The organism is Vibrio sp. 1CM7H, from assembly GCF_023161645.1.
Taxonomy (GTDB): Bacteria; Pseudomonadota; Gammaproteobacteria; order Enterobacterales; family Vibrionaceae; genus Vibrio; species Vibrio diabolicus.
On the sequence record NZ_JALNTV010000002.1, the window covers coordinates 58092 to 72890 of the forward strand.

A 14799-nucleotide genomic window follows, 5' to 3' on the forward strand; every position below is an offset into this window, starting at 1 on the left:
AATGTTGAAGTAGAGTCAAGAAACAAATTGTCAACTACAGACTATTCTGTTAGCTATAAATCATCACTCTCTAGCGATAAAAGATTAGTAAGTAGTTATTCTATTAATGTTATTAGGTTGGCATTAGCACAAGCTGGAATGAAGTGTGCGGTAATAACTAGTGCATTAAGATTTCCTGAAGAGCAAGCGTCGATAATGTATAGAAATGCTAGAATTGATTTGAAAAAACAAAAACAGTTGTATGGTAAAAATGGTGATGCTGTTCTTGATGTTTATAGTAGTAATTCAAAAAAAGATAAACATGAAGTTATAAGATTAATGAAAGAAAAAATAGAACTGTTAGCTAGAGATGGTAAAAAGGTTTCAAAGCATTGCACAACTGTTGAAGACTATAAGAAATACAATGTTATTGATATCGGTGTTAATTCTACAAGAGCAGCTAATAGTGAATTTTTTTCTATTAAAAAGTTTACTGCTGTTTTGAAAGCATTAACAGAAGACGGATATATCAATAAGTTCATTGATGAAACAGGAAAGTCAAATAAATGTTGGCATATAGAAGTTGTCCCTAATGCAAAAAAAATTACGAGGTTTGATTGATGAAAGTATCCAGTTGCATACTATTTTTTTGCTTGGCTTTAATTCCATTTTACTCAAGTGCCTGTGATAAAATCTATTTCATGCCATTGATAAAAGGATCTTCTGCATTTTATGTCTATGAGGGGATTGATACAGATAGTGATGAGAAAATAATAAGGCACTATTATACTTTTAGTGATGGAGACCAGTTAATATTTGAAAATAAATATTGTCTAATGAATAACTATGTGGTTAATTATCAATCAGAAAAGCTAAATTTAGATAAGCTAAAGTTACGAGTTGGTTTAATACTAGATGGTATTAAAGATAAACATCAATTAACAGTTAGCCCAGACTTTTTTTCAATATGGTTCTATGATAGTGAAAAACTTGAACTTGTGGTTGATTCAAAATTCTCGAATATAGAAGTATCTGGAAAACGGGAATATAGTAAAAATTCGGTATTACATGAAATGATTAGTTTATATGTTGGTGTTGGGGGGGAACCATAGGGGCATCGTTGGTGCGCATGTAACAAAGCATTTAAGAGTGATTCCCAACGCTTGGTATTTTCAGTTCAAGGTTGGGTTTCGTGTTTAAGGCAAAATCGTTTAGTTTGGGTGGTAGCGTAGTTCGAGCCTTAACTGCGCGTTATGTGCTTTATGAATTGAAACATGGAGAGTGTAATGGTTGTATATGGAGATTTACAGTCAGGTAACTGCTTAAAAGTAAAATTACTATTGTCATTCCTTGGCATTGAGCACCAATGGAAACACGTTAATATCTTAGATAACGAGACTAAAACAACAGAATTTTTAGCCCTAAATCCGAATGGAAAAATCCCAACAGTCGTTCTGGATGACGGTCGAGTACTCTGTGAGTCCAATGCAATATTGGGGTACTTTGCAGAAGATACACCTTATCTACCTAAGGACAGTTATCAAAAAGCAAAAATGTACGAATGGCTTTTCTTTGAGCAATACTCACATGAGCCTTATATTGCAGTAGCGCGTTTTATTCAGAAGTATCAAGGTATGCCGGAGCACCGTCTAGAAGAATATAAATCACTACAATCAGGCGGCCATAAAGCATTACAAATCATGGAACTACAGCTGTCAAAAACTAAGTTCTTAGTTGGTGATAATATTTCTATTGCTGATATCGCACTGTATGCTTATACCCATGTCGCAGATGAGGGTGGTTTTAACCTAGAAACTTACCCAAATATCGAGCGTTGGATTGGGGTAATTCGCAAGTTGGACGGTTATGTAGATATGTATTAACCACGCGCATAACATAGCGTTTAAGATAGATTCGCAATGCGTGGCATTTTAACTATGCGTTGAGCTCAGTGATTAAGGTGGTATGCGGGAGTTTCGGTATTGTGTTGATCACCCTTTAACTGGTCATTAGCCCTCAAAGGTCAAATATGGATATTTACCCAGAAATCGAGTTATCTAAAGCGCAGCATAATGCAATTGAAGCTCTGAGAAACAAGTCGTTTCCTGAACATCAGGTTGCTCGTTCTTACTATAAGCAACTCCCACATATGAGAGTTTTGAAGTACGAAGGTGATCACTTAGTTGGTTACATGGGATGAGACTACAGAGTTGTTCGCGTCGGTGATGAAATTTATAAAGTATTAGGTGTGAGTGATTTTTGTGTCGAGAGCACACTTCAAAGGCAAGGTATTGGCACAACAATGTTGTGTCAACTCAGCGAGTATGCGTCAATTAAAGATGTCGACTTCATCATTTTAGTCTCCGATTTGGAGCGTTTTTATGTGGCTAATGGTTATGTGCGCCTTAACTCTCTAAGTTCTTGGTTGCGAGTTCATGAACATAAAAATTACGGTGTTGCTGTAGAGCAAGTCGATGATTTATATGTTAAACCTATCAGCGGCAAAATTTGGGCTGTTGGTCATATAGATTGGTTAGGGTATATGTACTAGTCTGTAGTGGGCTAATAAACCGTTTGAAAAGAAACGCTACACGTGGCACTTTCAATTCACGTAGCTTATACCTTACGAGAGCAAGCCTAGATAGTGTCGGAATAGAAAGTCACATCGCTGACGAACACACGGTGAATACTCAGTGGCTTTATTCAAACGCAATGGGCGGCGTTCGTCTGATGGTGGCCGAGAGTGATGCAGAAGACGCGAAACAAATACTTAGCAGTGATTTCTCAGAATCATTAGAAAGTGAACTTGCCGTTGATGAAGGAAAAGATGTTTGCCCTAACTGTGGTAGTAAAGAGCTATTTGCATTTACAAAAGGTAAGCGTCCAGCTTTCTTAGTCTTTATTTTACTGGGTTTTCCATTGTTCTTTTACAAGCATGGTTACAAGTGTAAGCAGTGTGGGGAATTCAGTGAAAGGCTTTAATTTAAGTCGTTAGATAACAAAGCGTTGAAGAGATAATTTGCACGCGTAGCATTTTTACTTTGCTTTAGGTTGAGTGGCTATGCAGAAGTCAGAGTTACTGCTTGCTTACAAGCAAAGCATTATACAATAGTTAAGGAATAACATTTAATGAGTGAAATTAAAACAATAGAGCAGTTAAAAGAAATTTACGCAGAGCCAAGTGCGAGAGCTAAAAATAAAGCGTTGCCTGCCCTAGATGTTCATGCGATTACATTAATTAATAATTGCCATTTTGTAGTTCTAAGTACCGCCGATACTCAAGGCTATATCGATCTCTCTCCGAAAGGAGGGGAGCCTGGCTTCGTAAAAGTTTTAGATGAATCAACATTGTTGCTCCCAGATAGCTCGGGGAATAATCGTATAGATAGTCTAAAAAATATCATTAGTAACCCCAAAGTTGGGTTGTTATTGATGGTAAATGGTATTGATGAAGTACTCCGTATTAAAGGAATTGCAAGTATTCACACAGACTCCAAATTGATATCTGCTTGCCCCGATGGAAGTAAAGCTCCTAAGGTTGTTATCAAAATAGTCATCGAGAGTATGTACTTTCATTGTGCGAAAGCTGTGATGAGAGGGAAACTTTGGTCTGATGACTATAAAGTCAATCGCTCAATTCTCCCTTCATTAGCTCAAATCTTTAAAGATCAACAAAAGTTAGAAAATAAAGCGCTTAATCAAGAAGAGATGTTGAAATATTACCAATCCAGTCTTTAGAGCGAGTGTAGTAAAGTGTTTAAAAGGGAGAAAAATGCTTGGCTCTTTAGGTTTGACCTGCTGTACGGCACTATGGATTAGTTTTGGTGGGGATGTTATTCAACCCATAAGGTTAGTCCACAAATAAACAATTGTTAGTCCAAATATTAAAATGAAAAATGTAGAAAACTTTACTCTAGAAAATTACGTTTTGGCTAGTCCGGGAATTAGGTGTTTTGGACCAATGATTGACTTTTTTGTCAGTTTTAGCATTTTTACACTCGTTTTGTGGGGCGGCTTAGAAATCGGTATTGAAAAGGAACTTGTTCGCGCTACAGCAGTAACAGCGGCTGTGTCGTATTACCTTTTTTCTGATAGTTTCCCAAATGGTCAAAGTGTGGACAAAAAACTTTTGGGCACTGCAGTTATAAGTGCAAGAACGGGTAAAAGGTGCAATATTTTTCAGTCACTTTTTAGAAATATTATTACTTCATTCTTCGGTTTTATTGACTCAATTTTCATTCTTGGTAAAAAGAGGCAACGGCTCGGTGATAAGTTAGTGAGAACAGTAGTGGTAGTTCACTAGCTTGTTTAAAAATTGACAGCGCTGGGGGTTTGGGTTCAAGTCGGGCTTTGTTTTCAGGGTGGAACAGCTTCGCTTAGGTGGTGGCGTTGCTCACACCTCAATTCGGTGTTAGGCAATCAGAATCAGTACGTAATTATGAATAAAGAGCATTCCGAAGCTTTCATCTTGGAGATTGATAAGGTTTTAGCCCCGAGCGGTTTCAAGTTTATCAAATCTAGACGAGTATGGGAGCGCTGGGAAGTGAATGGAGTTGTATCAGATTCCGCAATTTATGGGTTGTTGGCTAACCCTCTGGACAGCGTTTAGTATCCGGCCTTAAAAGCATCTAATAGGTCTAGCCTGCTCGTGCTCTATACACAGCCTTACACTTGACGGTGAGGTTTCTTGAATTGACTTAGTGGTCACTGAATGTACTATCAAGGATAGGACTTACTGCAAGGATAGCAGCATGAGCGAGAAATTATTTTGGGTTAATCCCTACCAAACAGAACTTAACTCAAGAGTGACCAATGTAGACGGAAATAAGGTTGAATTGGATCAGACTATCTTCTTTGCGGAGTCTGGAGGTCAAGAGAGTGATAAAGGAACGATTAATGGTATTCCGGTTTTGATTGCTCAAAAGTTAGGGGTTCGACTTATTTACACATTGGAATCTACTCCAAATTTTACTTTTGGTGACACTGTAACCACGCGTGTTGATTGGAAGCGTAGGTTCGCCTTAATGAAGCTACACTTTGCTGCCGAAGTGGTGCTCGAGATGTTTTATCAGCGTCGAGAAGGCATTGTTAAGATAGGCGCGCATATTTCTGAAAATAAGAGTCGCATAGATTTCGAGTGGTCTGAAAGTATTGGGCCGCTATTGAAAGAAATTGAAACTGATGTGCAAGATTTGATTAACTCTGATTCAGTTATTATTAGTGACTTTTCCGATCAAGAGAGTGAAAGAAGGTATTGGAGAGTGGATGGGTTTGCGCAAGTACCTTGCGGTGGCACTCATTTAAAGCGCACATCAGAAGTCGGCCAAATTCAACTAAAACGCAAGAACATCGGTAAAGGCAAAGAAAGGGTTGAGATAACCTTATGCTCGTAAGTCGATAGGGCATTCGAAATAGATTCCTAACACCTGGCATTTTAGTTCATGGTGAGATTCACATTTGCGATATGATGATTGAGATTGAGGGCGCGTTGGCTACTTCTTAATGCAACGCTACACGATAGGGGTGGGAGGATGATATGTCGAAGGTAGCATTGAAAGGCTTTATTTTAGTTCCGGAAAAGGATTTAGAATTAGTAAAACATGAGTTAATAACTCACAAAAGGCTCACGTTAGAAGAGCCGGGCTGCCTTACTTTTCTTGTGACTCAAAGCTCGACTAATCCTTTTCGTTTTGATGTCTATGAGGAGTTCGTCGACAAAGCCTCTTTTAAACAACATCAGGAAAGAGTTCAAGCCTCACATTGGGGAAAAGTAACAGCCAATGTTAAACGTCAATACGAAATCTTTGGATGTGTGCATGACTAATCGAATCGGAGTGATTTAGAGCGTTTACGCTTTATTTTTCAAGTTGCTCTACGCTCTACTATGTTGCTTTATTCATCTATTAACCTGGCTTAGTGTTCTTGATACTTTGCCGTATTAAATCTAGAAATTTTAATGGAAGTGTCATGTTTAGAGTTGTGTATGAATGGCGTGTGCCAAGTGAAAAAATGGATGAGTTTCAAAATATATGGCGTTCGACGACAGATTCAATTCATCAGTCAGTAGATGGGGCGTTTGGTAGCTTTATGCTTCGTTCTTACGATGTACCGGAAAAGGTTTTAACTATTGCCAAGTGGCGAACACGTGAAGACTGGGAGCGGTTTTGGGGAACTAGTAACCCAGAAAAAATGAAGAAGATGAGTGAAATTGCAGAGCGTATTTCAGTCGAACCATTCGATGAAATTGAAGATAGAACTAAGTAGGGCAATAGAAACGTTAAAGTGATGCCTAATGCACAGTTTGGCGGATAATATGAAAGACAATCTTAACCAAGGAACAGGGTTATGCAGATTTTAATTGTTGGAGGTAGTAAGGGGCTAGGAAGGTTCTTGGCTACGAACTTACAGGGTACAGAAATTTATGCGATTTCTAGATCAAAGCTAGTTGAGGATGGAGTCGCTTCTGTTTGTATTGACGTTGATCCCGGTAAAAAACCAGATTATACGTGCTTCAAAGGTGTAGAGTTTGACATCATAGTTTATTTGGCGTCGATGTGGGGAGAGTCTTCAGAATTGACAACAAACGAACTGATTGAGTTTATGAATGTTGGCCCGATTGGGTATCTTAATTTAGTCAATGAGCTTAACGCTTTAGGTTCACTTAACGATAAATGCAATATTGTATCTATTGGATCTACAGCAGAGCTTTCAGAAAATAGTGAATACCCTGCATTCGCCCTCAGTAAAAGATTACTCAAAGATATTTCTAGCCAGCTGCAAAACGTTTATCGTGATTACCGCTTTACTCACTTTACAATAGGTGGGATCGGGCATGCAGAAGAGGAACGTATTGAGTATTCGAGCGTTTTGGAAATTATAAATACGCTAGCCAAGCTTGATCCAAACACATACCTTTCAAATATGCATATAAAGTCCAAGCTAGGAATGTAGCTCTCAAGCTGTATTACGTACCTGCTTCTATGATTTGGCATCATGTGCATTCTTTTTATTGAGCTATGGTTATAACTCCAATGAAAGGAGTTTACTTATGTCATACATTGATGGGTTTGTCGCTGCAGTACCGACAGCGAATAAAGAAAAGTATATCGCACACGCAAAAATAGCAGCAGAAATGTTCAGGGAGTTTGGGGCCTTAAAGGTTATTGAGACGTGGGGAAGTGAAGTACCAGATGGTGAGATCACATCGTTTCCCATGGCAGTTAAAGCTGAAAGCAACGAAACCGTTGTGTTTTCATGGGTAGTCTGGCCTTCAAAAGAAGTGCGAGACTCAGGGTGGCAGCGGATCATGGGTGATCCTCGAATGAGTCCTGAGAATAACCCAATGCCCTTTGATGGAAAGCGTCTCATTTATGGTGGATTTGATGTTATTTTGGAGCAGTAAAATACCAGAGAGCCCCAGCTTGATTCGTGACACTTGGCGCGTTAATCAGGATTACGCTTCTGATGTACATTATTCCGCGATAAGCGTTGATAAAACTCCATGTGGAGGCTTAGAGTAAAAATGGAAGGGATAAATTATTCACTGATTGTCGTATCAGCTATAGCTAGCCCCGAGCCTGCGATGGCAGGCACGTTAATGAACTACGGTCAACGCCTTGATAACCAAAGGAAACCTAGACGTTGCATTACTTATAGTTCGATGAGATGTTATCCCGCAAGACGTTAATTTGGAGAAAAGAATGGATTCAAACTCACTATTATTATTTGTTGTCGCTTGTCTCGCTATCAACATGATTCCTGGACCAGATGTAATTTATATTGTTTCCAATACAATGAAAGGTAAATTATCTGCTGGGCTGAAAGCGGCTCTGGGGCTTGGTGTTGGTTACTTTTTTCATACACTAGCGGCATGTTTAGGTTTGTCAGCAATAATTCTGAGTTCATCTTTGGCTTTTAGCGTTGTTAAATGGTTAGGGGCCGCTTACCTAGTTTATTTAGGTGTTCAGTCATTACTGTCCATGTGGCGTGGAGAAAGTAAAATCGTTGAAAACAAAAATGTTGATAATAATAAAAATGTGTTTGTTCAGGGGGTTATCGTCAGCGTCTTGAATCCAAAAGTAGCGCTATTCTTCCTCTCGTTTCTGCCTCAATTTATTGATACGTCTGCAAGCTCAACATCAATGCAATTATTAGTACTTGGCTTGCTGTTCAGCGTGCTTGCGACGACATGTAACGTTTTGTACGCATCTGTGGGTAATTGGGTATTTAGTCGTCCACACTCTCAGCGTTACTCAAGAACTCTTGAAGGTGTTTCGGGTATTCTGCTTATCAGTCTAGCGAGTAAAGTGGCATTCAGTGAGCGCTAGTGGGTGGAAATATTTGTATAAGAGAAAACCTCAACGCTTGAAATGAGCAATTCAACGTTGGTTGCGTTTTTATGGCCAACAGCTTTTACTTGGTGTTGTTATTGGTAATACATAAGCGTAAATCAGCAACAAGGATGTGTAATGAAAAATAAGATGTGGATCTTCGCAATTATCTTACTCATTGGTGGGCCTTCACTATTGCCATTTAGTCTGGAAGTTATTTCTATCATCGAGTTATTTGGGCTGTTGGGGTTGTGGACGGTTTATTCATCCTATGCTGAGTATTTGATCAAGCATCCTCGGCTCAAAAGAGGCGCATATTTAGCTACATGTTGGGATCTTCAACCTCAAATATTATTCTCATTTCGTGATATTAAAGTATTCCCACCGCTGATATTTCATATGTTTCCTGTTCAAAGTGTGTTGGTTTGGTCTTTAATTTTTACCTTTTCGGGCGGTGTTATTTGCCATTACGTAATTTGATCTAACCCATTGTTCAAAGCATTTCCTTATTAAGTTTAATTGTTTGTTTAAGTGGTTACGCGGGGATGAAACAGGTCATTAAATAACTTGGCGATCATCAAAATGAGCATGATGTTTACCAGCATGAGTAAAGGTGTTTCGATACGATACTCCGGGGTCAAGTTAAGTGCGCCTGAGGTTAATACCACCAATAAATTGACGCCTAAGACTCTATGGATCATCAGCTGTGGTGTAGAAAATACCTCCCAAATCAAAATAATATTGATGAAATAAAATAACCCTAGTTGCCAGAGCTCAGTCATCATGGGCATCAAGAAGATGTATTGCAGCAGTATCACTGAACCTGTTCCCAAAACGCCAAAGAAGGCATCTTTAACAACGCTAGGAGGCATTGTAGGTACTATTGATGAAAAGACACCGGCCAACATAGGGAAGATAAACCCACCTGGTACAGGGAGATAAATCCAAACCAATAACGAGGTGATAAACATCGATAGGCCTTGTAAAACCTTTCTTCGGTCTTCTTTCAAGTGCTGTATGAAAGTCCGGTGTTCACGATGCCAAGATGTTTTTTGGTTCACTTGTTCAGTCAATAAGGTACGGCCAATTAGATGCGTGGTTGGCTGAGCGATATCAAATAGCGTCAGGTTTTGAGCCACAGGTTTCCAGTCAATATCATCACAGTGAGGTTTTTCCACTTGTTCAAGTAATCGTTCTTGAATACGTTTCATCTCTTCGAGGCGCTGATGCCACAGTTTTCGATGTTCTTTGAGGTGGTAACTGCCCGTGAGCGGTAATCCCAGTAGTTGGCACATCTTCTCAATGTTTGCTGTGTTGGTTTCAAGCGCATCAATATCAATGTCATTTGGTTTGTCCATAGCTTTAAGCAACACCTCACGGCTGCTCTCAAAGCGTTGAATGAAATTCTCTTCAGTATTCACTGGCCAAACCAAACGATAAACAACGGAGAAGGTAATGATGCCAAGAATAGTTTCCTGCATTCGAAGTACTGCGAAATGGAACGTCACTTGACTATCAAACCCTCCCATACAAGCGATGATAGAGCACACAGCAAAGCCTATGGAGAACACATCACCGTACTTTTCGTCGCTCGACATGAAAATGCATACACCTAAAAATAGGGTAAAAAAAGTCAGGAACAAAAAGCGATCTTGAGAAAATGCTGTGATTAGGAAAAAGGCATAGCCAATGCCCAGTAGGCTTCCCACTAGGCGATTATGACCTTTGTTTATCGAGTGAGCGAAGCTTTCATTTAATGCCATTACCGCGACGGCGATCGCTGCCCAATAGGGTTTCTCCCATTGAAACCATAAGGCGAGGCAGATTGCGATAACGATAGACAGTGCAGCTTTTATTGCTTCTTTGGTTGAGGCATTAAACATACATTTCACCGCATTTATTGTTTGATGATTTTGATGGATGCCGTCATACCGACGCGTAGTTGAAAATCTTTTGGTAAGTTGTCTAATTTCACTTTAATTGGAATGCGTTGAGCTAAGCGTATCCACTGAAAGTTAGGGTTCACATTAGGCAGAAGGTCGTTACCTGTACTACCGTCTTGCTTCGCGATGCCGTAACCAATGCTCTTGATTTTGCCTTCTAGCACCATTTCGTCGTGCATCATTAAGGTTACGTATGCTTTATCTTGTGGATCAACACCAACTAAATCCGTTTCTTTGAAATAGCCTTCGATCCAAAAGCTGTCTTCATCAATTAATGCTACAACTGGTGAGTTTGCGACAACTTGGGAGCCGGTGCGCAGATTAAAATTGGTGATGTAACCATTTGTTGGAGCGTACACCTTGGTGTAATCAAGGTTCAGTTTTGCTTCTTCGACGTTTGCTTTCGCCAGCTCCACGTTTGCGATTGCTGTCTCTACGGCGTTGTTCAAATTGTTCAACGTCAGCACCGATACCGCGCCAGGTGTACGCTTTTCTAGTTCCAGTGCACGTTGTTCTTCATTTTTGGCTTTCGCTAACAACGCAATGGCTTGCTTTTGAGCCGCCTGGGCTTTGTGGTAAGACGCTTTATAAATGCTTGGGTCAATCTCAAACAGTAAGTCGCCCGCATTAACTTGGGAGTTGTCTTCAACATACACCTTGATGACTTGCCCGGTTACACGGGGCGTTATAGACACAATGTACGCGCTGACATGACCATCTCTAGTCCAAGGATTGTTTGAGTATGATTGGTAGTAACTGAAAATCACAGTGCCAGCGGAACACAGTAATAAAAATGTGATTAGATAACGTTTTATCACGGAATTTGCCTCAAAAGATGGTTATGAATCGACCAATAACGCCAGTAAAAATCACAATTAGGCTCAGCTCTGCAAGCGCTGGAAACGCAACGTATTTGTGTACCCCTAATTTTGTCGCAACGGTTCCAACCAAAATGGTGAGCATGTAAGCCAATGCAATAACCAGCAGCAAGGGTGGGAAGTAAACTTCACCCCACACAAGCTCATGTGGCATTGAGTTCATGGTGCTTTTCTCTATTTATTTGATGAATGCAAAGATAAGAGAAATCCTACAAATGTAATAATCGCTTTTGTAGGATCAAATCCATCAATGTATTTTTTTAGAGAGTTCGTAATGAGTTACGTCTAATGTCGAACGTGCTTTAAGGGGAGTGTGAGTGCGATAAGTTTTCGCATTTACGTGCGGAATAACTACGTATCTAATGATGAAGATAAAAGCCTCGGGTTAACCGTCGCTCTTTCGAGCTAGCATTCTCAATAACTTGTGATAGTTTAGCCATGTAGCCCTAAGATATAAGAAAACCTATGAATTTTAGTTTTGAACAACTATTGGCATTCGTTGCTGTTTACGAGGAGCTTTCGTTTAGCAAAGCCGCTGTAAAATTGAATAAGCACAGAACAACCATCGGGCAGGTTGTTACGAACTTAGAAGATTTACTTGCTGTGAGCTTGTTTACTCGGGTTGGCCGTTCCGTAGAACCCACTGAAGATGCTCGCCTTCTTTACCACTATGCAAAGCAAACAGTTGAACAAGCCCGTACGTTCGACAAAGTCGCATTGAGCCTTGCTCATGGTGGCTTAGAGAGTGTCAGTATTGCCTATTCTAGTGCTATCCCACATCGTTTGCTGGTGTTACTTCGTGTTCAATTAGCGGCAGATTTTCCGATGATGCGAGTTAACTTTTTTGTTCGTAACCGTAACGAGATCAAAGAAGGTTTAGCGACTGGTGAGTACCAGTTCGGTATTGTCAATGTACATGATAGCCGTGCAATACACAGTCTAGACTCGACGTTTTTAGGTCACTTTGAATTTGTTCCCTTTGTCCAGAAAGGTGGTGAACTGGCTTCTATGGCACCCGACCAAGTGTTAACTGCGTTGAGGAATAGCAAGCAATTTGTGTTGCGATCTTTCATTGAAGAAGGAATGGGTGAAAAAGTTATCGTCAGTTCGAATCATGAAGAAGTCGATCAGTTGGCTCTTGTTGTAAAAATGGTTGAAGCAGGGCTAGGGTGGGCGATTCTTCCTAGAACGCTGGCTCATTCCGAATTTTCTAATAATGATATAGAGCCCGTTGAAGTCTGTGAATTACTAGAAGGCTTTAAGTTTGGTTTTGGCCTTTGCTGTCAACCCTCTAAGCAAATAGGGGATGTAAAAGACTCTATCATGAGGGTTGTTACGGCGTATCGGGAGAAGCTAATCCGCGATTTTAAAGCGACGCCATAACCGTATTCATCCAGACCACATTTATAAACAAGACTCAATTCGAGTCTTGTTTTTTTACTTGAAAAATTCTTTTCTTCTGATTGGACGTTAATGGTTATTGGGAGGGAGTAATCCTCTATATGTGAGTATAAGATCGATGCTTTTTTTATTTATTCAAGCTTCGTTCAATGAGAAAGCTCATATCGCTCAGCCGCTGTTAGTTTAAGAAAGAGAGGCTGCAGTTATTTCACCTCTTGCTCTGATCTAAATAAATTGAGAACCAGTACCCCTAGAACTATAGCGATAGAAATAGAGACGAATCGAGTCATTTGAGCAGAAAATGATTCGATGCCCGTATTGTTAATAATCTGGTAAGTCAGCACAGTGAAGTTAGTAAAAAGCAATTGATAGATGGTTAAGTGTGTCTGTCGACGTATTGCAAAACACGCTAGTTGCAGGCCACAAAAGATGGTAACGCCAAGTACAACGTAAGTAGGTGCACCTGTGGCTACTGCAAGCATGCATGGAATAGTAAACAAGATCCCTAGGCTTGTAGTGATAATTCGATACCGCCCAAAGGAATGACTGTCTTGATTAATTGGGTGCTTAATCATGCTGCCAAATGTTATTGCGATCAATAGCGTTTGAGAGCTTCCAGATGATATTAGCGCGTACAAAACAACACACAATGCGGTTGCTTTAAAGACGATAAGCCCGATATGTTCGTTTGCACCATCAAGAGTGGTTTGGTCTGGTTGTATATCTTTTTCGTCCCCAGGGAATAGCCAAAAGCTAATGTATGTGGCAACCAACGCAACGATGAAACTAGTAAATAAGACCCATGGCAACCCCTCAAGCGACAACCCCATTTGTTGGCTTGTGACCACGATAATCAATACAACAATCAAAGTGAGTGTCGAAACGATGTCTTTGGGATCGCGATGACTTCGGTAATAACTCCAACAGAGAAGTGACCAAGTAAACAGTAAGAAGCCACTAGGAGAGCTCATGAGCGCTCCTGCTAAAGTTACGATGCCAAAGCTGAGAAGTGAGAGTATTACCAGCAATTTCAACATCATGTTGAACGGGGGCTTAGATGGCATCAGTGTTAGAAAAATCACAACGAATATTGGCGCGATAAAGGGAGTAGGTGCACCTGAATACTGTAAGTAAAACAGTAAAAGAATCGGAGTGAAAACCAATCTAATGATTGGGTTTGCTGAACTATGAAACATAAGTCCAGATACTCAACACTCTCATCCAGAAAGAGGCCAGCCACTCTCCAAAGGTGCTTTGCTCAGTTAAAAAAGCGACCGTTGCTTTCGAACCATAACGTACGTTTTCGGGAATATCTCCGCCTTCAAAAACAATATTTACAGGATAGCGCTGTGCATTTAAGGAATTATTGTCTGCAACCAAAAAGCCAGTTGTCGGATCGACGTCGTTACTGCCACCAGTACCCCAACCAATGCTTTCTACTCGCCCTTCAAACACTCTGCCAGGTAAAGCATCCAACACAATCTTTGTTTTTTGTCCCGCACGAACATGCTCGAGTGAGTTTTCGCGAACAAGCGCTGATACCCACACGCCTCTCGGATCAATGAAAGTGACAAGAGGTGAGCCAGTCGTCGCTTTTTGCCCAACAGTGAGTTGTAAGTTAGAAACGATCCCCTTTGATGGAGCAATCACTTTCGTTCGTTGTAAATCGAGTTGCGCTTTTTCTAGATTTGCTATAGCTGCGAGAATCTGGGGATTATCTTGCCCTTCGGGGCCAAGATTATGCTTGGCTTGAGCTAAGGACGCTTCTGCTGCCTCTAATGTGGCTTGAGCTCGTGCTTTAGCTTCGATGGCGTTGTCTAGCTCAGATTTACTCAATACCCCTTTTGCGGCGAGCTCGGTTACGCGAGCTGCTTGTTCTTTTGCGTTGTCACGAGCTGCGAGTGATTCAATGACCTTAGCTTGTGCCACTTCAACAGCCGCGGTGTTGGCTCCAATGTTTTGGCCAGCAATGGCTAAGTTTGCTTCGGCTGAACGCAGATTAATTTGATAATCTCTTGGATCAATTTCGAAAAGCACATCACCAGCATTAACGACTTGATTATTACGAACATGGATTTCAGTTAGGTTCCCCGAAACCTCTGGAGTAATGCGGACAAGATAAGAATGAATCCGAGCGGTGCCAGTGATTGGTGTTACTCGATCAGCCCACAAGCTATATAGCCAAACCACAAAAACGAGGCCAATAATAATAAAGCTTAACTTTCTGGAAGATGATTCCGCTTTAGACATCCAATTCTCTCTTGTTAC

Annotated in this window: 19 protein-coding genes and 1 pseudogene; 15 read left to right on the plus strand and 5 right to left on the minus strand. The window is 40.5% G+C overall.

What is annotated here, in order from left to right:
* Window positions 1-27 precede the first annotated feature (27 nt).
* The 14 genes and pseudogenes from MSG33_RS08620 to MSG33_RS08690 all read left to right on the plus strand — a co-directional run bounded on the left by MSG33_RS08620 (window position 28) and on the right by MSG33_RS08690 (window position 8789).
* Window positions 28-600 carry a hypothetical protein gene (locus MSG33_RS08620; protein ID WP_248380652.1) on the plus strand — a complete coding sequence of 191 codons (573 nt, stop codon included), beginning with the start codon at window positions 28-30 and terminating at the stop codon, window positions 598-600.
* On the plus strand, window positions 600-1091 hold the full coding sequence (locus MSG33_RS08625) for a hypothetical protein (protein ID WP_248380654.1): 492 nt from the start codon (window positions 600-602) through the stop codon (window positions 1089-1091). Before MSG33_RS08620 ends, MSG33_RS08625 begins: the two co-directional genes overlap by 1 nt.
* A gap of 174 nt (window positions 1092-1265) precedes the next feature.
* Window positions 1266-1862 carry a glutathione S-transferase family protein gene (locus MSG33_RS08630; protein ID WP_248380655.1) on the plus strand — a complete coding sequence of 199 codons (597 nt, stop codon included), beginning with the start codon at window positions 1266-1268 and terminating at the stop codon, window positions 1860-1862.
* A 146-nt stretch (window positions 1863-2008) separates the two neighbouring features.
* A pseudogene (locus MSG33_RS08640) lies at window positions 2009-2530 on the plus strand (GNAT family N-acetyltransferase).
* 23 nt (window positions 2531-2553) lie between these two features.
* Window positions 2554-2961: a DUF2007 domain-containing protein gene (locus MSG33_RS08645; RefSeq protein ID WP_248380656.1), complete on the plus strand. Its 408-nt coding sequence runs from the start codon at window positions 2554-2556 to the stop codon at window positions 2959-2961.
* A gap of 147 nt (window positions 2962-3108) precedes the next feature.
* Window positions 3109-3717, plus strand: coding sequence for a pyridoxamine 5'-phosphate oxidase family protein (locus MSG33_RS08650; RefSeq protein ID WP_248380657.1), 609 nt, complete (start codon window positions 3109-3111; stop codon window positions 3715-3717).
* Between the two features lie 151 nt (window positions 3718-3868).
* Window positions 3869-4282 carry an RDD family protein gene (locus MSG33_RS08655; RefSeq protein WP_248380658.1) on the plus strand — a complete coding sequence of 138 codons (414 nt, stop codon included), beginning with the start codon at window positions 3869-3871 and terminating at the stop codon, window positions 4280-4282.
* Window positions 4283-4730: 448 nt separating this feature from the next.
* A complete protein-coding gene (locus MSG33_RS08660; protein ID WP_248380659.1) occupies window positions 4731-5372 on the plus strand; it encodes an alanyl-tRNA editing protein in 642 nt (213 codons plus the stop codon).
* 143 nt (window positions 5373-5515) lie between these two features.
* The gene (locus MSG33_RS08665; RefSeq protein ID WP_170903382.1) at window positions 5516-5803 is read left to right on the plus strand and encodes an antibiotic biosynthesis monooxygenase; all 288 of its coding nucleotides are present in this window, start codon (window positions 5516-5518) and stop codon (window positions 5801-5803) included.
* A gap of 143 nt (window positions 5804-5946) precedes the next feature.
* On the plus strand, window positions 5947-6243 hold the full coding sequence (locus MSG33_RS08670) for an antibiotic biosynthesis monooxygenase (RefSeq protein WP_176320614.1): 297 nt from the start codon (window positions 5947-5949) through the stop codon (window positions 6241-6243).
* Window positions 6244-6324: 81 nt separating this feature from the next.
* Complete coding sequence (locus MSG33_RS08675) at window positions 6325-6930, plus strand: hypothetical protein (RefSeq protein ID WP_248380660.1); 606 nt, start codon at window positions 6325-6327, stop codon at window positions 6928-6930.
* A 97-nt stretch (window positions 6931-7027) separates the two neighbouring features.
* A complete protein-coding gene (locus MSG33_RS08680) occupies window positions 7028-7381 on the plus strand; it encodes a DUF1428 domain-containing protein (protein WP_012841750.1) in 354 nt (117 codons plus the stop codon).
* Between the two features lie 298 nt (window positions 7382-7679).
* Window positions 7680-8306: a LysE family translocator gene (locus MSG33_RS08685; RefSeq protein WP_248380661.1), complete on the plus strand. Its 627-nt coding sequence runs from the start codon at window positions 7680-7682 to the stop codon at window positions 8304-8306.
* Window positions 8307-8447: 141 nt separating this feature from the next.
* Window positions 8448-8789, plus strand: coding sequence for a hypothetical protein (locus MSG33_RS08690; protein WP_114324199.1), 342 nt, complete (start codon window positions 8448-8450; stop codon window positions 8787-8789).
* A gap of 47 nt (window positions 8790-8836) precedes the next feature.
* Here MSG33_RS08690 and MSG33_RS08695 read toward each other — a convergent pair whose 3' ends face one another.
* The 3 genes from MSG33_RS08695 to MSG33_RS08705 are packed head-to-tail and all read right to left on the minus strand — an operon-like array spanning window position 8837 to window position 11293.
* A complete protein-coding gene (locus tag MSG33_RS08695) occupies window positions 8837-10192 on the minus strand; it encodes an FUSC family protein (RefSeq protein ID WP_114324198.1) in 1356 nt (451 codons plus the stop codon).
* Between the two features lie 14 nt (window positions 10193-10206).
* Window positions 10207-11070, minus strand: a complete 864-nt coding sequence (locus tag MSG33_RS08700) for an HlyD family secretion protein (protein ID WP_031780619.1) — start codon at window positions 11068-11070, stop codon at window positions 10207-10209.
* Between the two features lie 10 nt (window positions 11071-11080).
* Window positions 11081-11293: a DUF1656 domain-containing protein gene (locus MSG33_RS08705; RefSeq protein WP_048626481.1), complete on the minus strand. Its 213-nt coding sequence runs from the start codon at window positions 11291-11293 to the stop codon at window positions 11081-11083.
* A 302-nt stretch (window positions 11294-11595) separates the two neighbouring features.
* Here MSG33_RS08705 and MSG33_RS08710 point away from each other — a divergent pair, with 302 nt between their 5' ends.
* Entirely contained in the window at window positions 11596-12513 is a 918-nt protein-coding gene (locus MSG33_RS08710) for a LysR family transcriptional regulator (protein WP_114324197.1), read from the plus strand.
* Between the two features lie 221 nt (window positions 12514-12734).
* Here the strand turns inward: MSG33_RS08710 and MSG33_RS08715 are convergent, their stop codons facing one another.
* Together MSG33_RS08715 and MSG33_RS08720 are read right to left on the minus strand one after the other, a co-directional pair.
* Entirely contained in the window at window positions 12735-13727 is a 993-nt protein-coding gene (locus MSG33_RS08715) for a DUF2955 domain-containing protein (RefSeq protein ID WP_248380663.1), read from the minus strand.
* A complete protein-coding gene (locus MSG33_RS08720; RefSeq protein WP_248380665.1) occupies window positions 13717-14781 on the minus strand; it encodes an HlyD family secretion protein in 1065 nt (354 codons plus the stop codon). Before MSG33_RS08720 ends, MSG33_RS08715 begins: the two co-directional genes overlap by 11 nt.
* Window positions 14782-14799 lie beyond the last annotated feature (18 nt).